Origin of the sequence: Massilia aurea, assembly GCF_024753205.1 — a bacterium.
In the GTDB taxonomy this organism is placed as follows: domain Bacteria; phylum Pseudomonadota; class Gammaproteobacteria; order Burkholderiales; family Burkholderiaceae_D; genus Telluria; species Telluria aurea.
This window is the reverse complement of record NZ_JANUGZ010000001.1, coordinates 1,216,748-1,240,207: the sequence shown is the minus strand read 5'-3', so window position 1 is coordinate 1,240,207 and position 23,460 is coordinate 1,216,748. Positions and strand designations below refer to the sequence as shown.

Here is a 23,460-nt window from a genome sequence, read left to right as displayed (position 1 = left end):
AAACATGAAGCCGGTAATCGCACTCGTAGGTCGACCCAACGTCGGGAAATCGACCTTATTTAACCGCATGACCCGTTCGCGCGACGCGTTGGTGGCCGACATGCCAGGCCTGACGCGCGACCGCCACTACGGCGAAGGCCGCATTGGCGAACGGCCATTCCTGGTCATTGACACGGGCGGTTTCGAGCCGGTCGCCAAAGAAGGCATCATGCACGAAATGGCGCTGCAGACGCGCCAGGCCGTCGCCGAAGCCGACGTGGTCGTGTTCATCGTCGACGGCCGCCAGGGCCTGACCCCGCACGACAAGACCATCACCGATTTTCTGCGCAAGAGCGGCCGCAAGGTCATGCTCGTCGTGAACAAATCCGAAGGCATGAAGTACACGGCCGTCACCGCCGACTTCTACGAGCTCGGCATGGGCGACCCGTACGTCATCTCCGCCGCCCACGGCGACGGCGTGACCGACCTCGTGGTCGAGGCGCTCGACGCTGCGTTCGCCGCGCGGCCGGACGAACCGGCCGAACTCGAGCACGTCGACCATGGCATCAAGATCGCCATCGTCGGCCGCCCGAACGTGGGCAAGTCGACGCTGATCAACACGCTGGTCGGCGAGCAGCGCGTGATTGCCTTCGACATGCCGGGCACCACGCGCGACTCGATCGAAGTGCCGTTCGAACGCGACGGCAAGAAGTTCACGCTGATCGACACTGCGGGTATCCGCCGTCGCGGCAAGATCTTTGAAGCCATCGAGAAGTTCTCGGTCGTCAAGACGATGCAGTCGATCGCCGACGCCAACGTCGTCGTACTGCTGCTCGATGCCCAGCAAGACATCTCCGAGCAAGACGCGCACATCGCCGGCTTCATTCTGGAGTCGGGCAGGGCGCTGGTCGTGGCCGTCAACAAATGGGACGGCCTGAAAACCGACGAGCGCGACGAAGTCAAAATCGACCTCGATCGCAAACTGGACTTCCTGAGCTTTGCCAACACGCACTTCGTCTCGGCACTGCGCGGCACCGGCATCACGCAACTGATGAAATCGGTCGAAGCGGCCTACGCTGCTGCCACCGCCAACCTGTCGACGCCGCGCCTGACGCGCGCGCTGCAAGAGGCCGTGGAGAAGCAAGAGCCGAAACGCAAGGGCTCGGGCCGTCCAAAGATGCGCTACGCCCACCAGGGTGGCCAAAACCCGCCGATCATCGTCATCCACGGCAATGCCCTGGACGGGATCAGCGAGCCGTACAAGCGCTATCTTGAGAAGCATTTCCGCGAGACGTTCAGCCTGGTCGGCACCCCGCTGCGGATCGAGCTGCGTAGTGGCAAGAACCCGTTCGCGAAGCCGTAGCAGTACGACAAAAAGTGGCGAAACAGGTTACAGTAGTTCAGGGCCGCATTCGCTTTGGCAGAATATGGCCTCACCCATGTGGCATGACTACTTGAAAATCGGCAAATCGCCTCAAACTTTTAACTACAACAACATCACGGAGCTGTTATGAGCAACAAAGGGCAACTGTTACAAGACCCATTCCTCAACGCCTTGCGCAAGGAACACGTCCCTGTCTCGATCTACCTGGTCAACGGTATCAAGCTGCAGGGTCATATCGAATCCTTCGACCAATACGTCGTTTTGCTTCGCAACACCGTGACCCAGATGGTCTATAAACACGCCATCTCAACCGTCGTGCCGGCCCGCGCCGTCAACCTCAATCTTGACTCCAGCGAAGCCGAGTAAGGCCGATGGCTGACGCCCCCGGCACGCCGCTCATGCGCGCAGCCCTGGTCGGCATCGACTTCGGGACTGGCGACTTCAACGCCAGTCTCGAAGAGTTGTCCCTGCTTGCGAAGTCCGCTGGCGCCGAACCGATCACCACGATCACGGCCAAGCGCTCGAGCCCCGATCCCGCACTCTTCATCGGCAGCGGCAAGGCCGATGAAATCGCCCTCGACGCCAAGGCACTCGGCGTCGACATCGTCATCTTCAATCATGCACTCTCGCCTGCCCAGCAGCGTAACCTCGAGCGTCGTCTCGAACTGCGCGTGGTCGACCGTACCAGCCTGATCCTCGATATCTTCGCGCAGCGCGCCAAGAGCCACGAGGGCAAGCTGCAGGTCGAGCTGGCCCAGTTGCAGCACCTGGCCACGCGTCTGATCCGCGGCTGGACTCACCTTGAACGGCAAAAGGGCGGTATCGGCCTGCGCGGTCCGGGTGAAACCCAGCTCGAGACCGACCGCCGGCTGATCGGTGAACGCGTCAAGGCGCTGCGCGCACGGCTGGCCAAGCTGCGCAAGCAGCACGAGACCCAGCGTCGCCAGCGCGGGCGCAACAACACGTTCTCCGTCTCGCTGGTCGGCTATACCAATGCCGGCAAGTCGACGCTGTTCAACTCGCTGACCAAGGCCGGCGTGTATGTGGCGAACCAGTTGTTCGCCACACTCGACACGACCAGCCGCCGCATGTACCTGGGCGACGATGTCGGCAGTGTCGTGATTTCCGACACCGTCGGCTTCGTACGCGACTTGCCGCACCAGCTGGTGGCGGCATTTCGCGCCACGCTCGAAGAGACGATTCACGCCGACCTGCTGCTGCATGTGGTCGACAGCGCGTCACCCACGCGCATGGAGCAGGTAGAGCAGGTCAACGAGGTATTGCGCGAGATCGGCGCCGATCATGTTCCCCAAATTCTGGTCTGGAACAAGATCGATGCTGCGGGCCTGGAGCCCGGAGTCGAGCGTGATGAGTATGATAAGATCAACCGGGTTTTCATCAGTGCCCATAGCGGCGCCGGCCTCGACCTGCTGCGTTCGGCGATCGCCGAAACTGCCAAGTCCGGACCTGGTCAAAGCTATCGAGCCACCCCGGAAAACGAAGAACAGGACGACGCTTTCGAGCTCGCCGAGGTCGATGCGTCGGTGGACGCTCTGCCTGACGCGCTACCCGAAGGTCCTGCCGATCATCTGCCAACTTCCACCCTTGTCGGGCCACGCTAAGCCTATGTTTGTTTCCATACTAAAAAGATTCGGCGTCAAACTGTCGCTGAACGACCCACGCTGGGGCCGCAACCCAGAAGATGACCGCAAGGCCCAGGACGGTCGCCGTCCGGGCGACGGTCCGCCCGACCTCGACCAGATGTGGCGCGATTTCAATGCGCGCCTCAACAAGATGTTCGGCAACCGTGGCAACAACAACGGTGGCGGCGACAGTGGCGGTCCGAACCGCGAAATGCGCGGCGCCGGCATTGGTGCGGGCGTGATTGCCATCATCGTCGGCTTCATCTGGCTGGCCTCCGGCGCGTTCATCGTGCAAGAGGGTAGAACTGCTGTCGTCACGACCTTCGGCCAGTTGAGCCACACGACGACGCCTGGTTTCAACTGGCGTTGGCCATACCCGATCCAGGCCCACGAAATCGTCGATGTCTCGACCATCCGTACGGCAGAGATCGGCTACCGTGGCACGGCGAGCAACAAGCAGCCGCTGGAATCGCTGATGCTGACCGACGACGAAAACATCGTCGACATCCAGTTTGCCGTGCAATACACGCTGAAAGACCCGGTCGCATGGGTGTTCAACAACCGCGATCAGGACGACACCGTGCGTCAGGCAGCCGAAACGGCCATCCGCGAAGTGGTTGGTCGCAGCAAGATGGACTTCGTCCTGTATGAAGGCCGCGAGAAAGTCGCAGCCGATGTGCAGACGCTGATCCAGACGATCACCGACCGCTACAAGCTTGGCGCCCTGATCAGCAACGTGACGATGCAGGGCGTGCAACCGCCGGAGCAGGTCCAGAGCGCGTTCGATGACGCCGTGCGCGCCAGCCAGGATCGTGCCCGCGCCCGCAACGAAGGTGAAGCGTATGCCAACCAGGTAATTCCGGCTGCGCGCGGCCAGGCGTTCCGCCTGCAACAGGATGCCGAAGCGTATCGCTCGATGGTGGTTGAAAACGCGACCGGTAACGCATCGCGCTTCGATCAGGTCGTCGCTGCCTACGCCAAGGCCCCGGGCGTGACCCGTGACCGCATGTATGTCGACACGATGCAGCAGATCTTCTCCAGCACCACCAAGGTGATGATCGACTCGCGTGCCAACAACAATATGCTGTACCTGCCGCTCGACAAGCTGATGCAACAGGTTGCAGCCAACGATGCCCAGGTCGGCAGCAAGTCGGGTCCGGTGCAAGTGCCAGGCACCGGCCAGCCGGCCGAAGTGACCCAGGCCCTGGAAGCGGTGCGCCAGCGTGATGAGCGCAGCCGTGATTCCTCACGTGATCGGGAGACCCGTTAATGAACCGCCTCGTTACCATCTTCGTGGCCGGCTTCATCGCACTGATGCTGCTGTCGTCCACTATTTTCGTTGTCGACCAGCGCCGCTTCGCGATCGTGTTCGCGCTTGGCCAGGTCAAGGAAGTGATCGACAAGCCGGGCCTGCACTTCAAATTGCCGCCACCGTTCCAGAACGTGGTCTATATGGACAAGCGCATCCTGACGCTCGACACGCCTGACGTGAACCGCTTCATCACGTCCGAGAAGAGCAATGTGCTGGTCGACTCGTTCATCAAATGGCGCATCAGCGATCCGCGTCTGTACTACGTCAGTTTCGCGGGCGATGAAACGCGTGCGCAGAATCGGTTGTCGCAGGTCATCAAGGCGGCACTGAGCGACGAGATCACCAAGCGCACCGTGCGTGAAGTGATTTCGGGCCAGCGCGCCGCCGTGATGGCAGCGGTGCAGGCCAAGCTCATTGCTGAAGCCGCGGAAGTAGGCATCGGCATCGTCGACGTGCGCCTCAAGCGTGTCGAGTACACCGAGCAGAACATCAATTCGGTGTACGAACGCATGCGCGCCGAGCGTGTTCGCGTCGCCAACGAATCGCGTTCGACCGGTGCTGCCGAATCCGAGCAGATCCGCGCTGACGCCGATCGCCAGCGCACCGTGATCATCGCCGAAGCGTTCCGTGATGCCGAAAAAGTCAAGGGTGACGGCGATGCCAAAGCATCGGCGATCTACGCTGATGCTTTCGGCAAGAACCCGGAATTCGCGCGCTACTACCGTTCGCTCGAAGCGTACCGTGCGAGCTTCAAGGATCGCAGCGACGTCCTCGTCGTCGATCCGAACTCGGAGTTCTTCAAGTACTTCAAGGCACCTGCAGGCGGCGGCAAGTAACGCCGTTCCCGCCTTGTTGCGGGGGTAATTGAACACTCTGGGGGAGCAGGGCCATCGGCCTTGCTCCCCCAGTGTCGTCTGCGGCAGGCATTGCCCGTACTGTCCGGCATCGTGGCAGATTATCAACCTTGACCCCCGCCGGTCCCGCTTTCGCTGCCTCAATCTGGTGGTTTTCGGTTAAAATCACCGATTCGGCGTTCGCGTCGTGCGCTGGCACGCCTGTCGTACGACGCTTGCCATTGACTACCTCAAACCCATAACGTCGTTGCCCATGCCGAATTGGCTATTGCCTGAAAATATCGCCGATGTCTTGCCGTCCGAAGCGCGCAAGATCGAAGAGTTGCGCCGACTGATGCTCGACAACTTCCGGCTCTACGGTTACGAACTGGTGATGCCGCCGCTGCTCGAGTATCTCGACTCGCTGCTGGCCGGCGCCGGTGCTGACACCGACCTGAAAACCTTCAAGGTCGTCGATCCGCTGTCGGGTCGCCTGCTTGGCCTGCGCGCCGACATGACCACGCAGGTCGCGCGCATCGACGCGCACCTGCTCAACCGCGACTCGATCACCCGCCTGTGCTACGCCGGCAGCGTGCTGCATACCCGCCCGTCGGGCCTGCACGCCACGCGTGAGCCGATGCAGATCGGCGCCGAGATCTATGGCCACGCGGGCCTCGAAGCCGATGCCGAGATCCAGGAACTGGCGCTGGGTTCGCTGGCCCTGGCCGGTTTCACGAACGTGCGCCTGGACCTCGCCCACGTCGGCGTACTGCGCGCACTGCTCGACGACGACCCGGCCGCCAAGCGCGACGAGAACCAGCTCTACAGCCTGCTGCGCGCCAAGGATGCGCCGGGCCTGGACGCCATCTCGCAGAATTACTACCCGCAGACCCGCAAGGCGCTGCTGGCCTTGCCGCGCCTGTACGGCAATATCGACGTGCTGGCCGAAGCCCGCGACGCACTGCCGGCGCTGCCGGGCGTGCAGCGCGCGCTGGCCGAACTGGCAGCGCTGGCCGCCGGCGCGCTGGGCCGCGCCGAGATCGCGATCGATCTGGCCGACCTGCGTGGCTATCAGTATGAAAGCGGCGCCATGTTCGCGCTGTATGTGACGGGCTTGCCGAACGCGGTTGCGCGCGGCGGCCGTTACGACCATGTGGGCGAAGCGTTCGGCCGTGCGCGGCCCGCAACGGGCTTCTCGCTCGACCTGCGCGAACTGGCCCGGCTGCTGCCGATGGCCGAGCGCAAGCATTCCATTCGCGCGCCGTGGGGCAATGCCCCCGAGCTGAAGGAAAAAATCGCTGACCTGCGCAAGGCAGGCGAAGTCGTGATCCAGAGCATGCCGGGTCACGACAATGTTCAGGACGAGTTCGAGTGCGACCGCGTACTCGTCCTCGAAAGTGGAAATTGGATTCTCAAAAACTTAGGTTAAGTGATGTCAAATACTAACGTGGCAAAGAACGTCGTTGTCATCGGCACCCAGTGGGGCGATGAAGGCAAGGGCAAGATCGTCGACTGGCTCACCGACCACGCCGCTGGCGTGGTGCGTTTCCAGGGCGGCCATAACGCTGGTCACACCCTGGTGATCAAGGGCCAGAAAACCGCGCTGCAACTGATCCCGTCGGGCATCATGCGCGAAGGCGTCGCCTGCTACATCGGCAACGGTGTCGTGGTCTCGGTGCCGGACGTCATGCGCGAAATCGACAAGCTGGCCGCGGCCGGCGTCGAAGTCGTCTCGCGCCTGATGATCTCGGAAGCCTGCCCGATCATCCTGCCGTACCACGTCGCCATCGACAAGGCACGCGAACTCAAGCGTGGCGAGAACAAGATCGGCACCACGGGCAAGGGCATCGGCCCGGCCTACGAAGACAAGGTCGCCCGCCGCGCCATCCGCATCGCCGACCTGCTCAATGCAGAGCGCTTTGCCGAGAAGCTCAAAGAGAACCTCGATTACCACAACCACGTGCTGGTGAACTACCTGGGCGCCGAAGCGATCGACTTCCAGACCACGTTCGACGACGCGATGGCACTCGTGCCACGCCTGCGTCCGATGGTCGGCGACGTGTCGTCCGCCCTGTACGCGGCGCACAAAGCCGGCGGCAAGCTGCTGTTCGAAGGCGCACAGGGCTCGCTCCTGGACGTCGACCACGGCACCTATCCGTTCGTCACCTCGTCGAACTGCGTGGCCGGCAATGCCGCTGCCGGCGCCGGCGTCGGTCCGAACATGCTGCACTACATCCTGGGCATCACCAAGGCCTACACCACCCGCGTCGGTTCGGGCCCGTTCCCGGCTGAACTGCCAACCGACGCTGGCGTCGGCGAGCACCTGTCGCGCGTGGGCCACGAGTTCGGCACCGTCACGGGCCGCGCCCGTCGCTGCGGCTGGTTCGACGCTGCGCTGCTGCGCCGCTCGGTCCAGATCAATGGCGTGTCGGGCATGTGCCTGACCAAGCTCGACGTGCTGGACGGCATCGAGTCGCTCAAGCTGTGCACCGGTTACAAGATCGACGGCCGCGCGGTCGACATCTTCCCGGTCGGCGCTGAAGACGCAGCCCGCTGCGAGCCAGTGTACGAAGAGATGCCAGGCTGGACCGAAAGCACCGTCGGCGCCAAGTCGATGGAAGAGCTGCCAGCCAACGCCCGCGCCTACATCCAGCGCATCGAAGAACTGGTCGGCGTGCCGATCGACATGGTCTCGACCGGTCCTGACCGCGAAGAAACGATCGTGCTGCGCCACCCGTTCGCGGCATAACGACAAAATCTGGAGTCAAAAAAGATGAATTCCCCTGTATCGACGGAAAAAGACCTGTGGGTCTCGTGGGACGAATACCACCGCCTGATCGAGCGCCTGGCGCTGCAAGTGTATGAATCGGGCTGGAAGTTCGACCAGGTGCTGTGCCTGGCGCGCGGTGGCGTGCGTCCGGGCGACGTGTTCTCGCGCATCTTCGACGTGCCACTGGCGATCCTGTCGACCAGCTCGTACCGCGAAGAAGCCGGCACCAAGCAAGGCGACCTGGACATCTCGAAGTACATGACGATGACCAAGGGTCCACTGGCCGGCCGCGTGCTGCTGGTCGACGATCTGGCCGACTCGGGCGTGACGCTGCGTAAAGTCAGCCAGCACCTGACCGAAAACTACCCGCAGGTCACCGAAGTCAAATCGGCGGTCATCTGGGTCAAGGGCACGTCGTCGATTCGTCCAGACTATTTCCTGGACGACCTGCCGCACAACCCATGGATTCACCAGCCGTTCGAAGAATACGACGGCCTGCGCCCGCACCAACTGTCGGCCTGGCTGAAGAAGTTCGAGAAGTAATTCATCCGGTCAAACGGGCGACAAGCGGGGAAGGGCGGATGCCTTTCCCCGCTTTTTTATTGGCGCACCCACAGGGCAACCGAGCTCACCAATAGATAACGGTTACAGCGCCTTCTTTTTCTTCCTGGGCAGCGGCAGCGCCTGCGCGGTAATGCGCACCAGCTGGCTCAGCCATTCCCGGTCTTCGCACAGATCGCCGTCAATCTGGAAACAGGGTTTCGCACCCGGGTAGGGCGGCGCTTCGACAGGGGTCCCGATATGGGATCGGCCACCCTCCGTCGGCTTGATGAACAGGACATCGTCGCACACCAGCGCGACCATCTTCTCGTCGAGATAGACGCCGTATTCGCCAAACATTTTCTTGGCGCTGACCGCCCCGGCAGCGCTCATCTGGTCGAGGACGAAGTCGACCGTGCTTTGTTGTGATCCCATGTCTGCTTTCGAAGTAGAGGTGATCGGCCTTCGTGCCAGATCGTCCAGCACGTTGATGCACTCTGGTAAGATTACGCCTTTACTGTCGTTGCGTCTTCCAAGAATAATAAGCCATGACCCAAAGCTTTTTCTCCACCTTCATTCTGCTCATCCTCGTGACCGACCCGTTCGGTAACGTCCCGCTGTTCGCGGCCGCCCTGAAAGACACCCCGCTCGAACGCCGCAACCGCATCGTGATCCGCGAGTGCGCGATTGCCTTCGTGCTGCTGCTGGTGTTCATGTTCTTCGGCAAGCACTTCCTGGAAGCACTGCACCTGAGCCCGATCGCGCTGCGCATCGGCGGCGCCGTGATCCTGTTGATGATTGCGATCCGCATGATCTTCCCGCACCCCGATGGCGTGCTGGGCAAGAGCGAGGGCGGCGAGCCGTTCATCGTGCCGCTGGCGATTCCTGCGCTGGCCGGCCCATCCGCGCTGGCCACCGTGCTGCTGCTGTCGGCGACCAGCTTTACCGAAACGATGGTGCATGTGGCGGCGCTGGCGGCAGTCGGGATCGTCTGGCTGGCCGTGTTCCTCAGCGCCGAGAAGCTGCAGCAAAGGCTCGGTCCGCAGGTCATGACGGCGTTCGAGCGCCTGATGGGCCTGATCCTGACGGCAATGGCGGTCGAGATGCTGCTGGGCGGTATCCGCGAGTTTGTGCAGACGCTGTAACGCTCGCGTCACGCTCGTTTTACGCTGGCGTGCGTGAGAGGAGCGGCAAATCTGGCACACTTCGCTTGCGCGGTGTGCGCGGATTAACACGAAGCATCATGGGTATGAATCAGGTAGTGGAAGCGCCGACGGACGTGCGGCAAGAACCGTCATTATTCCTCGGCGACGGCACGGTGCGTGCGCTGATGCGCGAACACGACTGGACTACCTCGCCACTCGGTCATCCGCGCGACTGGCCGCAGGCCTTGTGTACGGCGGTTGCACTGATGCTCGACTCCAAGTTCCCGATGTTCGTCGCCTGGGGCGATGAGCTTGGCTTCCTGTACAACGATGCCTACAGCGTGATCCTGGGCGCCAAGCATCCGGCGTCGCTCGGCCAGCGCTTTCGCGATGTGTGGTCGGACATCTGGGACGACATCGCGCCGCTCGTCGAGCGTACGATGGGCGGCGAGTCCATCTACCTCGATCGCTTTCCATTGACCGTGCGCCGCCATGGGTACGATGAGGCAACCTGGTTCCGCTTTTCGTATTCGCCCGTGCGGCGTGAAGATGGCCTGGTCGCCGGCCTGTTCTGCGCCTGTGTGGAGACCACCAACGAAGTGCTGGCGCAGCGTTACCGCGACGAAGAACACAGCCGCCTCATCAACCTGTTTGAAGAAGCGCCCGGCATCATCGCCGTGTTGCGTGGCCCCGACCATGTATTCGAACTGACCAACCGTTCTTACCTGACACTGGTCGGGCATCGCGATCTGATCGGCAAGCCGGTGCGCGAGGCATTGCCGGAGGTCCAGGGGCAGGGCTACTTCGAGCTGCTGGACCAGGTCTATACCAGCGGCCAGCCGTTTGTCGGCCATGCTGTGCCGCTGCGCGTGCAACGCGAACCGGGCGGCCCGCTCGAAGAATGCTATCTCGATTTTGTCTACCAGCCGATCCGCGACCAGTTCGGCAAGGTGACGGGTATTTTCCTGGAGGGCAGCGACGTCACGGTGCGCAAGCGTATCGAGGACGAGCTGCGCGAAGCCAACCGCCAGAAGGATGACTTCCTGGCGATGCTCGCCCACGAACTGCGCAATCCGCTCGCGCCCATCACCACTGCCGCGCAACTGCTGCAGCGCGGCCAGATGGACGCGCCCGGCATTGCGCGCGCCAGTGCGATCATCGCGCGCCAGGCCGAGCACATGACGGCGCTCGTGAACGATTTGCTGGACGTCTCGCGCGTCACGCGCGGGCAGGTCACGATGGCGCAGGAAACCGTGGCGGTCGAGCCGCTCGTGCAGGAAGCGGTGGAGCAGGTGCGGCCGATGCTCGACAGCTGCCACCATGAACTGTTCCTCGACATCGAACCGGGCCTGTACGTGCTGGGCGACCGCACGCGCCTGATCCAGGTGCTGTCCAACATCCTGAACAACGCCGCCAAATACACGCCGGCCAGGGGCCGCATCGTGCTGAGCGTGCGCACGGACGGCGGCGACGTGCGCCTTGCCGTGCGCGACAATGGCCAGGGCATCGACCTGCCCGTACTGCCGTATATCTTCGACCTGTTCACACAGGCCGAACGCACACCCGACCGCTCGCAAGGCGGGCTGGGCCTCGGACTGGCGCTCGTCAAGAGCCTGGTCCTGCTGCATGGCGGCCGCGTCGATGCGCTCAGCGACGGGCTGGGCGAGGGCAGTGAGTTTGTCGTCTACCTGCCGTTGCTGGAGCCAGTCGTGGAGTCGCCAGCCCCGGCGCCGGTCGCATCCGTGCCTGACGCATCAGGCTTGCGCGTGCTGGTCGTGGACGACAATGTCGACGCTGCCGAGATGCTTGCCACGCTGCTGGAGATGAATGGTTACGCCGTCCGCGTCGAATTCGATGGCGCGAGCGCGCTGGCGACGGCATTGCGCGAGCCGCCCGTGGTGGCGCTGCTCGATATTGGATTGCCCGATATGGACGGTCACGAACTGGCCCGTCGCCTGCGTGCACAGCCTGCGACGGCAGGGGCCGTGCTGGTGGCGCTGACTGGCTACGGCCAGGCCGAAGACCAGCAGCGCGCGCAGCAAGCCGGCTTCGACCATCACATGGTCAAGCCGGCCGACCTGGACCGGTTGCTGACGTTGCTGGCCAGCGTAGAACGCTAAGCCGGCAACGCACTGCTGGCCTTACTTGCCCAGCATCGAGACGACGTTGTCGGCGCCTGGCGCGCCGAACGCCTGCTGCTTGAGCACATGCAGCTGGTCGCGTACCTGCGCGGCTTTCTCGAACTCCAGGTTCTTGGCGTGATCGACCATGAGTTTTTCGAGGCGCTTGATCTCCTTGCTGATCTGCTTCTCGCTCATCGACTCGATCTTCGCCGTTTCCTTGGCGTCTTGCAGCACTTCGCGCTCCGTATTCGGGTTGTACACGCCGTCGATCATTTCCTTGATCTTCTTGTGCACGCCTTTCGGGATGATGTTGTTCTCGAGGTTGAACGCGATCTGCTTGGCACGGCGGCGCTCGGTCTCGTCGATGGCGCGCCGCATTGAATCGGTGACGCGGTCCGCGTACAGGATCGCCACGCCGTTCAGGTTACGCGCCGCGCGGCCGATCGTCTGGATCAGCGAACGTTCGGAGCGCAGGAAACCTTCCTTGTCAGCGTCGAGCACTGCGACCAGCGACACTTCCGGCAAATCGAGACCCTCGCGCAGCAGGTTGATGCCGACCAGCACATCGAACGTGCCCAGGCGCAGGTCGCGCAGGATTTCCACACGTTCGACCGTGTCGATATCGCTGTGCAGATAGCGCACCTTGATGCCGTGGTCGCCCAGGTATTCGGTGAGCTGCTCGGACATGCGCTTGGTGAGGGTCGTCACCAGCACACGCTCGTCCTTGGCGATGCGGTCGTTGATCTCGCCCATCAGGTCGTCGACCTGCGACAGGGCAGGGCGCACGATGATCATCGGATCGACCAGGCCCGTCGGGCGCACCACCTGCTCGACGACGTTGTCGGCGCGGCCTTGTTCGTACTCGGCCGGCGTGGCCGAGACGAAAATCGTCTGGCGCATCTTGCCTTCGAACTCGACGAATTTGAGCGGCCGGTTATCCAGCGCCGATGGCAGACGGAAGCCGTACTCGACCAGGTTTTCCTTGCGCGAACGGTCGCCGTTGTACATCGCGTTGAGCTGGCCGATCATCACATGTGACTCGTCCATGAACATCAGCGCGTCTTTCGGCAGGTAGTCGATCAGCGTCGGCGGCGGCTCGCCCGGCATCGCGCCGGACAGGTGGCGCGAGTAGTTCTCGATGCCCTTGGTAAAGCCGATCTCGGCCATCATTTCGAGGTCAAAGCGGGTGCGCTGTTCGAGGCGCTGCTCTTCGATCAGCTTGTTCTGCTGGCGGAATTCTTCGAGGCGGTCGCGCAGCTCGGCCTTGATCGATTCGACCGCGCGCAGGACCGTCGAGCGCGGCGTGACGTAGTGCGAGCCTGGATACACGGTAAAGCGTGGAATCTTCTGGCGCACGCGGCCCGTCAGGGGATCGAACAACTGCAGCGATTCGATCTCGTCATCGAACATCTCGACGCGGATCGCCAGCTCGGCGTGCTCGGCCGGGAAGATGTCGATCGTGTCGCCGCGCACGCGGAACGAGCCGCGCGAGAAATCCATCTCGTTGCGCGTGTACTGCATCTGGATCAGGCGCGCGATGATGTCACGCTGGGCCACTTTGTCCTTGTGGCGCAGCGTCAGAATCATCTTGTGGTATTCGTTCGGATTACCGATACCGTAGATCGCCGAGACGGTGGCCACGATGACGACGTCGCGCCGCTCCATCAGCGATTTGGTGCACGACAGGCGCATCTGCTCGATGTGCTCGTTGATCGACGAGTCCTTTTCGATGAACAGGTCGCGCTGCGGCACGTAGGCTTCGGGCTGGTAGTAATCGTAGTACGAGACGAAATACTCGACCGCGTTTTGCGGGAAGAATTCGCGGAACTCCGAATACAACTGGGCCGCCAGCGTTTTATTCGGCGCAAAAATGATCGCGGGCCGGCCGGCCTGCGCGATCACATTGGCCATCGTGTAGGTCTTGCCGGAGCCCGTGACGCCCAGCAGCGTCTGGTACATCAGGCCGTCGTCGATGCCTTCCATCAGCCCCTTGATCGCGGTGGGCTGGTCGCCCGCCGGCTCGAACGGCTGGTGCAGTTTGAACGGCGAATCCGGGAACGTGATGACGGTCGGTTCGGGAGAAGTTGCGATGGATAATTCAGCCATGCTTACAGACCTTTGTTAGAATGAGAATCCGCTCGCGGCCCTGCAGGTTCAAGGGCCGCTGTCTATACAATTGCAAACCCCGCCGCTGTCAATCCAGCCAACAAAACCGAGTTTATCAGATGACTTCCACTGCCTCCGCCAGCTTGTTCAGTGCCATTGAAATGGCCCCACGCGACCCGATCCTGGGCATCACCGAAGCCTTCAACGCCGACACGAACACCGCGAAAATCAACCTCGGCGTGGGTGTCTATTATGACGACAAGGGCAAAGTGCCGCTGCTCGAGTGCGTGCAGAAAGCGGAAGCGAAACTGATGGAGCAGCCGACGCCGCGAACCTACCTGCCGATCGAAGGCCTGGCTGCGTACGACAAGGCGGTGCAAGAGCTGGTATTTGGTGCCGACAGCCCCGTAATTCAAGAGAAACGCGCGCTGACCGTGCAGGCCATCGGCGGCACCGGCGCCCTGAAGATCGGCGCCGACTTCCTCAAGCGCTTCCTGCCAGCGTCTGACGTGTACATCAGCGACCCGAGCTGGGAAAACCACCGCGCGCTGTTCGAAAGCGCCGGTTTCACGGTCCACAACTATGCGTATTACGATGCGGCCACCCGCGGCGTGAACTTCGACGGCATGCTGGCCGCACTGAAAGCGATGCCGGCAGGTTCCATCGTCGTCCTGCATGCGTGCTGCCACAACCCGACCGGCGCCGACCTGACGCAAGACCAGTGGGATCAGGTGATTGCTGCCGTCCAGGCCGGCAACCTCGTGCCATTCCTCGACATGGCGTACCAGGGCTTTGCCAACGGCATCGATGAAGACGGCGCCGTCGTGCGTCGCTTCGCCGCGACCGGCATGGCGATGCTGGTGTCGAACTCGTTCTCCAAATCGTTCTCGCTGTACGGCGAGCGCGTGGGCGCGCTGTCGATCGTGGCCACCACGAGCGAAGAAGCCACGCGCGTGCTGTCGCAACTCAAGCGCGTCGTGCGCACCAACTACTCGAACCCGCCAACGCATGGCGGCAAGGTCGTCGCCACCGTGCTGGCAACGCCTGAGCTGCGCAAACTGTGGGAAGAAGAGCTGGCCGGCATGCGCGTGCGCATCCGCGAAATGCGCGGCGCGATGGTCGAAAAGCTCAAGGCCAAGGCACCGGGCCACGACTTCGAATTCGTGCGCGAGCAGGTCGGCATGTTCTCGTACTCGGGTTTGAGCAAGGAGCAAGTGGGCAAGCTGCGCGACGAATCGATCTACGCCGTGGACACGGGCCGCATCTGCGTCGCGGCGCTCAATTCGACGAACATCGATCGCGTCGTTGACGCCATCGCCAAAGTTCTCTAAAATCCTGGCTCTCTTGATCGCTGCAAGCGCGCAAGAGGGCAGCAGTAGATGGAAAACGAAACGCCTGTGCTGATTTGACAGAAGCGTTTCATGAACCATATAATGCCAGCTTCAATTCCCTGATAGCTCAGTTGGTAGAGCGACGGACTGTTAATCCGCAGGTCCCTGGTTCGAGTCCAGGTCGGGGAGCCAGAATACAAGAAGGCCGCATCGAAGGATGCGGCCTTTTTCGTTATGCGGAGTCATGTCGTCTTTTTGGAGAGTTCGCGTGAAGCAACCACTTAAAAGTCACGCCACCCTGATCGAAGGGCAGATGTTTCGCTTCGCGCGAGCCGGGCAGGGCAGTCCCTCGATCGTGCTGATCGGCGGCGCTGGCGGCCCGCTCGATGGCTGGTTCAAGCTGTATCCCGAGGTCGAGGCACTGGGCACCGTGTTCAGCTACGACCGGCCGGGCACGGGCGGCAGTCCGAAGCCGACCGAAGCGCAGTATGGCGAGACCGTCGTCGCGCAGTTGCGGCTGTTGCTGCAGTTCGCCAAGGTGCCGCCGCCATTCGTGCTGGTGGCACATTCGTTTGGCGGCCTGCACGCCAACCTGTTCGCGCGCGAGTTCGCCGATGAGGTGGCAGGTGTGCTGTTCATCGAGGCCACAGCGCCGCAGGACGTCGACAACCTCAAGCAACATCAGTCGGCGCTGCAGCGGGGCTTCGTCAAGCTGCTCGACCGCGTGTCGCCGCGCGATGCGTTCGACGAGCTCCGCAACGAGCGCGAGACCGTCAGGGATATCCTCGAGGCGCCGGCGTTCCCGCCCGTGCCGGTGACGGTGCTGTCGGGCACGAAGCGCTTGCCGCGCTGGCTGGTGCCGGCGGCGTTGGTGCGTGAGCGCGAACGTTCGCAACTGGCGCTGGCGGCTTTGTCGCCGTTGGGCGAGCGGGTCGTGGCCGAGCGCAGTGCGCATTTTCCGCAGTTGTCCGAGCCGGAACTGGTGATCGACACGCTCAAACGCTTGCTGGCGCGGATTGGTCGCTAGATTTTCTTTTCGAAAAATTTGCGAAATCGACACCAGCAGGTATAATGCGGCCTCAATTCCCTGATAGCTCAGTTGGTAGAGCGACGGACTGTTAATCCGCAGGTCCCTGGTTCGAGTCCAGGTCGGGGAGCCAGAATACGAAGGGCCGCATGCAAATGCGGCCCTTTTTGTATTCGGGCCTGTAGATGCTTACTTGCCCGACACTGGCTTGACCTTCGCCGCTGCCTCAAGCGCACGTTCACGCGCCATAGCGATATCGTCCGCCGTCGCCAGTGCCACGCCCATGCGCCGGCGTGCAAACGACTCCGGCTTGCCAAACAGGCGCACATCGGCACCCGGCACCTGCAGGGCCTCGGCCACGCCCTCGAACGCAATCCCTGCCTCATCGAGCTGACCGTAGATCACGGCCGATGCGCCCGGTGCGCGCAGGGCCACGTTCACGGGCAAGCCGAGAATCGCCTTCGCATGCAGTTCGAACTCGCTCTGCACCTGGCTGGCCATTGTCACCATGCCCGTGTCGTGCGGGCGTGGGCTGACTTCCGAGAACCACACCATATCGCCCTTGACGAACAACTCGACGCCGAACACGCCCAGACCGCCCAGATTGCCGGTGACTTTGGCGGCGATCTCGCGCGAGCGTTCCAGTGCCAGCGACTGCATCGGATGCGGCTGCCACGATTCGACGTAATCGCCCTGGACCTGCTTGTGGCCGATCGGATCGCAGAAGCTCGTTACGACCTCGCCATCCGCGCCCAGCGAGCGCACCGTCAGCAGCGTGATCTCGTAATCGAAGTCGATGAAGCCTTCGGCGATCACGCGCCCGGCGTCGACACGTCCGCCGCTGGCAGCGTATGCCCAGGCCGCGGCCACGTCATCCGCACTATCAAGCTTCGACTGACCCTTGCCCGACGACGACATCACCGGCTTGACCACGCACGGGAAGCCCACGGCAGCGCAGGCAGCCTGCAGTTCGTCAAGGCTGCTGGCAAACTGGTAGGGCGACGTGGCCAGGCCCAGCTCTTCGGCGGCCAGGCGGCGGATGCCTTCGCGGTTCATCGTCAGTTGCGCCGCGCGTGCGGTCGGGATGCAGGTGATGACGCCCGCCGCTTCCAGTTCGGCCAGCTTGTCCGTGGCGATCGCTTCGATTTCCGGCACCACGAGGTGAGGGCGCTCCTGCGCGATCAGCGCTTCGAGCGCGGCGCCATTGGTCATGTCGATCACGTGCGCGCGGTGCGCGACCTGGTGGCCCGGGGCATTTGGGTAGCGGTCGACGGCGATCACCTCGACGCCCAGGCGTTGCAGCGAGATGATCACTTCCTTGCCCAGTTCGCCCGAGCCGAGCAGCATGACGCGGGTTGCGGAAGGGGAGAGTGGGGTGCCGAGGGTGCGTGAAATGGTCATGGTCGGTCGGGGATGAAGGAGGTGGTGGGAAGCTGCGACTATATCAAAAGCGCCCTTTGGCAGCGGCCGGCCAGCCGATTCACACACTGCTCTGGTCAAACCGCAAATGCCCGGCTATAATATTGCCTCAATTCCCTGATAGCTCAGTTGGTAGAGCGACGGACTGTTAATCCGCAGGTCCCTGGTTCGAGTCCAGGTCGGGGAGCCAGAACAAGAGAAGGGCCGCATGCAGATGCGGCCCTTTTTGCATTTCCGGCGTCGGTCACTGCGTCAGCGCCCCTTCTTCTTGTTCGCGGTGTATGTGCGCGTATAAAACCCCGCCGGCTTCTTCGCCACCCACACGATGAACGCCGCGATATCGGCGTGCCCGCGCAGCGATTCCCACGTGTGATACGTCTGCAGCAGCTCTCGCTCGGTGAACGCCGAGTGGATTTTGCGATGGCAGATCTTGTGGATCGGGTACTGGTCTCGCCCCTTGAACGTCTTCGGGATCAGGTGATGGCGGTCGACGTGCTCCGTTCCCAGCGGCCGTCCGCACAGCGGGCAGGGGTCATCGGGCGTGGTCGTGGCTTGGTGATGTGGCATGCGCGCCATATGCAGGGCGACTTTTTACCGCACAAGTCTTGACCCGAGTTTGCTGGAATGATACCAAGCGGGACGAACCCTTGTTAAATGGTATTAGTGTAGAATTAACCCTGAATTATCGCGCAGCACGTTACCCCTCCAGCCCTGAAAGCGACGCAGTTTGCAATGATCGAAGACAACTCCACCGTTTGTTCCGTGCTGTTGATCGACGATGAGTCGTTTGCCCAGGACATCATCGCCCATGGCCTCAAAAGCTGTGTCGGTCACCAGCTCCGTTATGAATCCAGCCCGGCGCGCGCCGTCGAGGTCGCGCGCGATGTCGATGCGACGGTGGTGATCGTCGATTTGCGCATGCCTGGCGGTATGGATGGTTTCGACGTGATCGCCATGCTGCGCGCGCATCCGGACACGCATGACGTGCCGGTCATCCTGCTCTCTTCCGAAGACGACCCAGATACCAAGGCCAAGGCCTTTGCGGTCGGCGCCAACGACTACATGGTCAAGTGGCCCGATCCGCGCGAGCTGGTGGCGCGTGTGCGGTATCACAGCGGCGCCTGCGTTGCGCGGCGCGAGCGCGACGAAGCCTTTGCATCGCTGCGCCTGAGCCAGGAGCAACTGGCGGCGAGTCAGCTGGCGCTGCACCAGGCGCAAAAGATGGAAGCGATCGGCCAGCTCACCGGTGGCGTGGCCCACGATTTCAACAATGTCCTGCAAATCATTGGCGGCAATCTGCAATTGCTGAAAATGGTCGGCAACTTGAACGACGCTGCGCGTACGCGCGTCGAGATGGCGCTATCGGGCGTCGAGCGCGGCGCCAAGCTGGCCGCGCACTTGCTGGCCTTTGCACGTCGTCAGCCGTTGCAGTCGGTCGTCATCGACCCGACCCATCTGGTGCGTGAGCTCGACGACATGGCGCGCCGCGTGCTTGGCGCCGGCACCCGGGTCGAAACCGAGGTCGCACCCGAACTGGGCAGCACCATGGTCGATCCCAACCAACTCAACAACGTATTGCTGAACCTGGTCATCAATGCGCGCGACGCGATGCCCGATGGCGGCACGCTGACTATCCGCGCCGTCAATGCTGCCGCCGACGACGATTTGCCGCCCGATGTTCCGCACAACGATTACGTGATGCTCGAGATCGCTGATACGGGCAAGGGCATGCCGCCCGACGTGCTGCGCCGGGCGTTCGAACCGTTCTTCACCACCAAGCCGACGGGCCAGGGCACGGGCTTGGGGCTGTCAATGGCGTATGGTTTCGTCAAGCAGTCGGGCGGCGAAATCGTGCTGCGCAGCGAGCCGGGCAAGGGCAGCAGCGTGCGCATCTATCTGCCACGCAGCACCGCAATCCCGGCCGAGCAAGCAGAGGCAGCCGTGCATCCGTCGCTGACGGGCGGCCTGGAAACCATTCTCGTGGTCGAAGACGAAGACGACGTGCGCTCATCGACCTGCGGCATTCTGTCGGCGCTGGGTTATGACGTGCTGGAAGCGCGCGATGCGGCCAGCGCGGCGGCGCTGGTAGAAGAAGGCCGGCATATCGACCTGGTGTTTACCGACGTGATCATGCCGGGGCCGCTGTCGAGCCTGCAACTGGGCGAGATCGTGCGCCGTCACCTGCCGGAATGCGAAGTGCTGTACACATCGGGCTATGCCGAAGGTGTGCTGACCCACGAAGGCAAACTGGACGCGTCGGTCCACCTGCTGCAGAAACCCTACCACCCGGACGCGCTCAGTGCGCGCATCCGTCATTTGCTGCGTCGTTCGCGGCGCGCCTCAGGCAAGCCGCAAACAGCCAGTCACTTTGGCTTGATGTAACGGTGCGAGCCTGGCGGCGGCTCGTTGAGCACTGCCCAGAAGATCCCCAGGTCGGCAATGGCGCGCACGAATTCATTAAAGTCGACCGGCTTGACCACATACGCATTCACACCCAGCTCATAGCTGCGGATCACGTCCTGTTCTTCCTTGGACGACGTCAGCATCACCACCGGCACCGACCGCAGTTCGGCGGTGGTGCGGATTTCCTTGAGCACTTCAAGTCCATCGACTTTCGGCAATTTCAGGTCGAGCAGGATCACGGCCGGATTGCCGAGCTGGCGGCCGTCGAATTCACCGCGCCGGTGCAGATAGTCGAGCGCCTCGGCGCCGTCGCGCGCGACCACGACTTCGTTGGCCAGCTGGCTCTTTGACAGGGCAATGAGGGTGAGCTCCAGGTCGTGTGGATTGTCTTCTACCAGGAGGATGGGCTTAAGCATGGGTGCCTTGTTCTGTGATGGCTTGTTTTGGGAGGGTGAAGGAGAACGTTGCACCTTCGCCCAAGATCGAGTCGGCCCAGACGCGGCCGTTGTGGCGTTCGATGATGCGGCGCACATTGGCCAGGCCGATGCCGGTGCCCTGGAAATCTTCCATGCGGTGCAGGCGCTGGAACACGCCGAACAGCTTGTGTACGTAGTCGCGGTTGAAGCCGGCGCCGTTGTCGGCCACGTGGAACGCGATGTCGTCGCCGGCATCCTCGGCCCAGATCCGGATCACGGCCGGGTCACGCCCGCTGGTGAACTTGACCGCGTTGGACAGCAGGTTGAACATTGCCAGGTGCAGGAAGCTCGGATCGCCCTGCACGACTGGCAGGCGGTCGATGTGCCAGTCGACGCGGCGCTGGCCGATCTCGATGCCCAGCTTGTCGATGCAGCCCGACACCAGGTCGGTCATGTCGATGCTGGTGGGGCGCAGCGCGGCGCGGCCCATCTGCGAGAACGACAGCAGATCGTCGACCAACTTGCCGGCCAGGCGCGCCGACTCCTTGATGTTCTTTAAAAAGCGCTGGCGCAGGGCCACGTCTTCGCTGCCGGCCGATTCGAGCAGCAGGTCGGAAAAGCCAGCGATGTGGCGCAGCGGCGCGCGCAGGTCGTGCGAGACCGAATACGAAAACGCTTCGAGTTCCTTGTTGGCGCGGCCCAGTTCTTCGGCCAGTTCGGCCATCTGCTCGGCGCGCTCGAGCGCGATACCCAGAAGCGCCGTGCGGAACTCGGTGGTCATCTCGATTTCGGCGGCGTGCCATGGCAGGCTGTGGCCGTGGATGGTTTCGCGCCAGGTGGCGAAGCTCTGGCGCGGCGTCAGTTGTCCTGGCGTGCCGGCGCTGGCTTCCTTCTCGTGCGGATTGCCGGCCCATTCGACGGTCTGCACCAGCTCGGGCCGGAACCACAGCAGGTAATGCTGGTGGATGCGCGAGATCGGCAGCGCCAGTAAACCGCTGGCATTCTGGATGAATGCCTTCGCTGGCGGGTACACGGCGGCGAGTTCGTCGGTATGGAAGACCTCGGTGTGCCCATGCACGGCGAGCCAGGTCGACAGGTCACGGATGGCCGCTTCATCGGGCGTGTAGCCGTAGGTCAGGATGCGGTCGTCGACCACGACGGCCACGCCGCCGGCACGCGCAAAGCGCAGCAGTTCGCTGAACACGCCGCTCAGATTGTCGACAAAGTCGGTGCCTTTGGTGAGGCGACCGAGCACCTCGACCATGATGCGGCGCACGTCGAGCCGGAACTGCAGTTCGGCGCTGTCTTCGCGGCTTTCGATACACAGTGCCAGGATCTGGCCCAGCTGCTCGCAGGCCGTGCGTTTTTCAACGGACACCGGGCACGGCGTGGCGTTGTGGCATGCGATCAGACCCCACAGCTTGCCCCGTACAATTAGCGAGACCGACATCGAGGCCAGTGTGCCCATATTGCGCATGTATTGCAGGTGCACCGGCGAGACGCTGCGCAGCGCGGCGAACGACAGGTCGTTGCGCGCGCCGCTGGCCGGATTTTCGGCCGGCACCAGCGCCTCGGCCTCGTAATTGGCGTCCTGGATCACGCGGATCGGCGAGAGCGTGTACAACTCGCGCGCCTGCGAGGGAATATCGCTGGCCGGGAATGCCTGGCCCAGGTATGACTTGTAGTCGGGCGCTTTGGCTTCGGCTACCACGCGGCCATGGCCGCTCGGGTCGAACCGGTACACCATCACGCGGCCGTAGCCCGTGACCGAGCGCACGTGGCGCGCGGCCAGATCGGTCAGCGCGGTGATCGACGCGTGTTCGCCGACTTTGGCGAGAAAGTCGGTGATGAGCGGGTACAGATGGCGAAAGTCGGCCGGCTCGGCGCGCTCGACGGTTTCGAATTCAGCGATCACCAGGCCGTCCCAGACGTGGCCGAGCACATCGAAATGGCGGCCATTGTCGAGCGTGACGGTACCGAGATACATCGGGCGCTGGCCGAGCGTGTCGCTGGCCAGTTCGCGCGCCATGCGCTCGCCACAGGCCTTGCCGATGACGGCAGCCACTGGCAGGCCGAGTGCTGCTTCCGGTGCCAGGCCCGCCAGCGGGAGCAGGTTGGCGCTGGCCTGCAACACGTCGAGTGCAGGCGACAGCGTCAGCATGAAGCCGTGTGGCTGGATACTTCCGGGCGTGCGGATCGGTTCGCTGGCGCAGCTGGAAATGTCGAGTTGGTCGGGGGATGCCTGGGTCATGGGCCTTTGGGGTAATGCACAGGTGAGCAGGGCCATATTGTAACGTGAAAGTGTGTTGTCAAATCGCGATGTCACGATTTGTCCCCGCGTCGACGCGCCCTTGAAATGAGAATTGTTCTCATTTAAGATGGGTCCTGGTTCAGGAACAGGAGGCGCAGATGGCGGCATACCGGGAAGCCGACGGCTTGGCTGGCGAACACGTGACGTTGCTGCGGGCACATGCGCAGGCGCAGGAACGCTGCAGTGCGCTGCTGCAGGCGCAGGCCACGCGCATCGCCGCCATGGAAGCGCAGCTGATCCGCGCGCGGGGCGCGACGATCCGTGCTGCAACGGCGCTGCTGTGGGAACGCGAAGACCGCGCCGCCTTTGATGCGGCGCTGCCGGGTCTCGGCCGGCGCGTCGCGCTGGGCCGTCAGGTGGCTGCGCTGCAGACGCGGGTGCATGACCTGATGCGCACGCTGCAGCGCCGTGAGCTTGCCGGGCGGACGGGCAGCGCGAGCCATCCAGGGCATACGCCAGCTGGCGTCGCGGCGGACCTGGAAGCGAGCTTGCAGGCCGCCGATCTGGTGATCTGCCAGACCGGCTGCATGAGCCACGGCGACTACTGGCGCGTGCAGGACCATTGCAAGCGCACCGGCAAGCTGTGCATGCTGGTGGACCAGCCCGACGGCTTGCAGATCGTACGCATCCACCGGCCTGACGAGGTGTTTTCACCGTGACTCGCGCAGCAGTCTGCGATGGCCGGTTGAACGCGTGGGCAGGAAACCCGCCCACCCTA

General features: G+C 63.0%; 20 protein-coding genes and 3 tRNA genes. 17 read left to right on the top strand and 6 right to left on the bottom strand.

Annotated elements, in window-relative coordinates:
• Nucleotides 1-4: 4 nt before the first annotated feature.
• From der to NX775_RS05310, 8 genes are all read left to right on the top strand, one after another.
• Complete coding sequence (der, locus tag NX775_RS05345) at nucleotides 5-1,342, top strand: ribosome biogenesis GTPase Der (RefSeq protein ID WP_183555417.1); 1,338 nt, start codon at nucleotides 5-7, stop codon at nucleotides 1,340-1,342.
• Nucleotides 1,343-1,489: 147 nt separating this feature from the next.
• Complete coding sequence (hfq, locus tag NX775_RS05340; RefSeq protein ID WP_183555416.1) at nucleotides 1,490-1,729, top strand: RNA chaperone Hfq; 240 nt, start codon at nucleotides 1,490-1,492, stop codon at nucleotides 1,727-1,729.
• Nucleotides 1,730-1,761: 32 nt separating this feature from the next.
• Complete coding sequence (gene hflX, locus NX775_RS05335) at nucleotides 1,762-2,985, top strand: GTPase HflX (protein ID WP_258835116.1); 1,224 nt, start codon at nucleotides 1,762-1,764, stop codon at nucleotides 2,983-2,985.
• Between the two features lie 4 nt (nucleotides 2,986-2,989).
• Nucleotides 2,990-4,276 (top strand): FtsH protease activity modulator HflK, encoded by a 1,287-nt coding sequence (gene hflK, locus NX775_RS05330; RefSeq protein WP_183555415.1) that lies wholly within the window; start codon nucleotides 2,990-2,992, stop codon nucleotides 4,274-4,276.
• Nucleotides 4,276-5,154, top strand: coding sequence for a protease modulator HflC (gene hflC / locus NX775_RS05325; RefSeq protein ID WP_258835029.1), 879 nt, complete (start codon nucleotides 4,276-4,278; stop codon nucleotides 5,152-5,154). Before hflK ends, hflC begins: the two co-directional genes overlap by 1 nt.
• A 271-nt stretch (nucleotides 5,155-5,425) precedes the next feature.
• Entirely contained in the window at nucleotides 5,426-6,580 is a 1,155-nt protein-coding gene (locus NX775_RS05320; protein ID WP_183555413.1) for an ATP phosphoribosyltransferase regulatory subunit, read from the top strand.
• 3 nt (nucleotides 6,581-6,583) lie between these two features.
• Nucleotides 6,584-7,900 carry an adenylosuccinate synthase gene (locus NX775_RS05315; RefSeq protein ID WP_183555412.1) on the top strand — a complete coding sequence of 439 codons (1,317 nt, stop codon included), beginning with the start codon at nucleotides 6,584-6,586 and terminating at the stop codon, nucleotides 7,898-7,900.
• 24 nt (nucleotides 7,901-7,924) lie between these two features.
• Nucleotides 7,925-8,464, top strand: a complete 540-nt coding sequence (locus tag NX775_RS05310; protein WP_183555411.1) for a phosphoribosyltransferase — start codon at nucleotides 7,925-7,927, stop codon at nucleotides 8,462-8,464.
• A 102-nt stretch (nucleotides 8,465-8,566) separates the two neighbouring features.
• Here NX775_RS05310 and NX775_RS05305 read toward each other — a convergent pair whose 3' ends face one another.
• Nucleotides 8,567-8,896 carry a TfoX/Sxy family protein gene (locus NX775_RS05305; protein ID WP_258835115.1) on the bottom strand — a complete coding sequence of 110 codons (330 nt, stop codon included), beginning with the start codon at nucleotides 8,894-8,896 and terminating at the stop codon, nucleotides 8,567-8,569.
• A 113-nt stretch (nucleotides 8,897-9,009) separates the two neighbouring features.
• On the opposite strand from NX775_RS05305, the gene NX775_RS05300 reads away from it, so the two are divergent.
• Nucleotides 9,010-9,606, top strand: coding sequence for a MarC family protein (locus NX775_RS05300; RefSeq protein WP_258835028.1), 597 nt, complete (start codon nucleotides 9,010-9,012; stop codon nucleotides 9,604-9,606).
• 98 nt (nucleotides 9,607-9,704) lie between these two features.
• Nucleotides 9,705-11,726, top strand: a complete 2,022-nt coding sequence (locus NX775_RS05295; protein ID WP_258835027.1) for a hybrid sensor histidine kinase/response regulator — start codon at nucleotides 9,705-9,707, stop codon at nucleotides 11,724-11,726.
• Nucleotides 11,727-11,747: 21 nt separating this feature from the next.
• Here the strand turns inward: NX775_RS05295 and uvrB are convergent, their stop codons facing one another.
• The gene (gene uvrB / locus NX775_RS05290; protein ID WP_258835026.1) at nucleotides 11,748-13,835 is read right to left on the bottom strand and encodes an excinuclease ABC subunit UvrB; all 2,088 of its coding nucleotides are present in this window, start codon (nucleotides 13,833-13,835) and stop codon (nucleotides 11,748-11,750) included.
• 119 nt (nucleotides 13,836-13,954) lie between these two features.
• Here uvrB and NX775_RS05285 point away from each other — a divergent pair, with 119 nt between their 5' ends.
• From NX775_RS05285 to NX775_RS05270, 4 genes are all read left to right on the top strand, one after another.
• Nucleotides 13,955-15,166 (top strand): amino acid aminotransferase, encoded by a 1,212-nt coding sequence (locus NX775_RS05285; protein ID WP_258835025.1) that lies wholly within the window; start codon nucleotides 13,955-13,957, stop codon nucleotides 15,164-15,166.
• A gap of 116 nt (nucleotides 15,167-15,282) precedes the next feature.
• Nucleotides 15,283-15,358: transfer RNA gene (locus NX775_RS05280), tRNA-Asn, on the top strand.
• 76 nt (nucleotides 15,359-15,434) lie between these two features.
• Nucleotides 15,435-16,193, top strand: coding sequence for an alpha/beta fold hydrolase (locus tag NX775_RS05275; protein WP_258835024.1), 759 nt, complete (start codon nucleotides 15,435-15,437; stop codon nucleotides 16,191-16,193).
• Nucleotides 16,194-16,250: 57 nt separating this feature from the next.
• Nucleotides 16,251-16,326: transfer RNA gene (locus NX775_RS05270), tRNA-Asn, on the top strand.
• A gap of 56 nt (nucleotides 16,327-16,382) precedes the next feature.
• Here NX775_RS05270 and purT read toward each other — a convergent pair.
• Nucleotides 16,383-17,594 carry a formate-dependent phosphoribosylglycinamide formyltransferase gene (gene purT / locus NX775_RS05265; RefSeq protein ID WP_258835023.1) on the bottom strand — a complete coding sequence of 404 codons (1,212 nt, stop codon included), beginning with the start codon at nucleotides 17,592-17,594 and terminating at the stop codon, nucleotides 16,383-16,385.
• A gap of 132 nt (nucleotides 17,595-17,726) precedes the next feature.
• On the opposite strand from purT, the gene NX775_RS05260 reads away from it, so the two are divergent.
• Nucleotides 17,727-17,802: transfer RNA gene (locus NX775_RS05260), tRNA-Asn, on the top strand.
• 62 nt (nucleotides 17,803-17,864) lie between these two features.
• Here NX775_RS05260 and NX775_RS05255 read toward each other — a convergent pair.
• Nucleotides 17,865-18,179: an HNH endonuclease signature motif containing protein gene (locus tag NX775_RS05255; RefSeq protein ID WP_258835022.1), complete on the bottom strand. Its 315-nt coding sequence runs from the start codon at nucleotides 18,177-18,179 to the stop codon at nucleotides 17,865-17,867.
• 165 nt (nucleotides 18,180-18,344) lie between these two features.
• On the opposite strand from NX775_RS05255, the gene NX775_RS05250 reads away from it, so the two are divergent.
• A complete protein-coding gene (locus NX775_RS05250; RefSeq protein ID WP_258835021.1) occupies nucleotides 18,345-19,994 on the top strand; it encodes a response regulator in 1,650 nt (549 codons plus the stop codon).
• On the opposite strand, the gene NX775_RS05245 is transcribed toward NX775_RS05250, so the two are convergent.
• Both NX775_RS05245 and NX775_RS05240 read right to left on the bottom strand, forming a co-directional pair.
• Entirely contained in the window at nucleotides 19,976-20,431 is a 456-nt protein-coding gene (locus NX775_RS05245) for a response regulator (RefSeq protein ID WP_258835020.1), read from the bottom strand. The genes NX775_RS05250 and NX775_RS05245 overlap by 19 nt on opposite strands.
• Nucleotides 20,424-22,682, bottom strand: coding sequence for an ATP-binding protein (locus NX775_RS05240; protein ID WP_258835019.1), 2,259 nt, complete (start codon nucleotides 22,680-22,682; stop codon nucleotides 20,424-20,426). Before NX775_RS05240 ends, NX775_RS05245 begins: the two co-directional genes overlap by 8 nt.
• 158 nt (nucleotides 22,683-22,840) lie before the next feature.
• Between NX775_RS05240 and NX775_RS05235 the strand changes: the two genes are divergently transcribed.
• Nucleotides 22,841-23,401, top strand: coding sequence for a DUF2325 domain-containing protein (locus NX775_RS05235; RefSeq protein WP_258835018.1), 561 nt, complete (start codon nucleotides 22,841-22,843; stop codon nucleotides 23,399-23,401).
• The last annotated feature ends 59 nt before the right edge of the window (nucleotides 23,402-23,460 follow it).

Coding starts and splice junctions, on each gene's coding strand:
- der (WP_183555417.1), top strand. CDS start 5: ATGAAGCCGGTAATCGCACTCGTAGGTCGACCCAACGTCGGGAAATCG.
- hfq (WP_183555416.1), top strand. CDS start 1,490: ATGAGCAACAAAGGGCAACTGTTACAAGACCCATTCCTCAACGCCTTG.
- hflX (WP_258835116.1), top strand. CDS start 1,762: ATGCGCGCAGCCCTGGTCGGCATCGACTTCGGGACTGGCGACTTCAAC.
- hflK (WP_183555415.1), top strand. CDS start 2,990: ATGTTTGTTTCCATACTAAAAAGATTCGGCGTCAAACTGTCGCTGAAC.
- hflC (WP_258835029.1), top strand. CDS start 4,276: ATGAACCGCCTCGTTACCATCTTCGTGGCCGGCTTCATCGCACTGATG.
- NX775_RS05320 (WP_183555413.1), top strand. CDS start 5,426: ATGCCGAATTGGCTATTGCCTGAAAATATCGCCGATGTCTTGCCGTCC.
- NX775_RS05315 (WP_183555412.1), top strand. CDS start 6,584: ATGTCAAATACTAACGTGGCAAAGAACGTCGTTGTCATCGGCACCCAG.
- NX775_RS05310 (WP_183555411.1), top strand. CDS start 7,925: ATGAATTCCCCTGTATCGACGGAAAAAGACCTGTGGGTCTCGTGGGAC.
- NX775_RS05305 (WP_258835115.1), bottom strand. CDS start 8,896: ATGGGATCACAACAAAGCACGGTCGACTTCGTCCTCGACCAGATGAGC.
- NX775_RS05300 (WP_258835028.1), top strand. CDS start 9,010: ATGACCCAAAGCTTTTTCTCCACCTTCATTCTGCTCATCCTCGTGACC.
- NX775_RS05295 (WP_258835027.1), top strand. CDS start 9,705: ATGGGTATGAATCAGGTAGTGGAAGCGCCGACGGACGTGCGGCAAGAA.
- uvrB (WP_258835026.1), bottom strand. CDS start 13,835: ATGGCTGAATTATCCATCGCAACTTCTCCCGAACCGACCGTCATCACG.
- NX775_RS05285 (WP_258835025.1), top strand. CDS start 13,955: ATGACTTCCACTGCCTCCGCCAGCTTGTTCAGTGCCATTGAAATGGCC.
- purT (WP_258835023.1), bottom strand. CDS start 17,594: ATGACCATTTCACGCACCCTCGGCACCCCACTCTCCCCTTCCGCAACC.
- NX775_RS05255 (WP_258835022.1), bottom strand. CDS start 18,179: ATGCCACATCACCAAGCCACGACCACGCCCGATGACCCCTGCCCGCTG.
- NX775_RS05250 (WP_258835021.1), top strand. CDS start 18,345: ATGATCGAAGACAACTCCACCGTTTGTTCCGTGCTGTTGATCGACGAT.
- NX775_RS05245 (WP_258835020.1), bottom strand. CDS start 20,431: ATGCTTAAGCCCATCCTCCTGGTAGAAGACAATCCACACGACCTGGAG.
- NX775_RS05240 (WP_258835019.1), bottom strand. CDS start 22,682: ATGACCCAGGCATCCCCCGACCAACTCGACATTTCCAGCTGCGCCAGC.
- NX775_RS05235 (WP_258835018.1), top strand. CDS start 22,841: ATGGCGGCATACCGGGAAGCCGACGGCTTGGCTGGCGAACACGTGACG.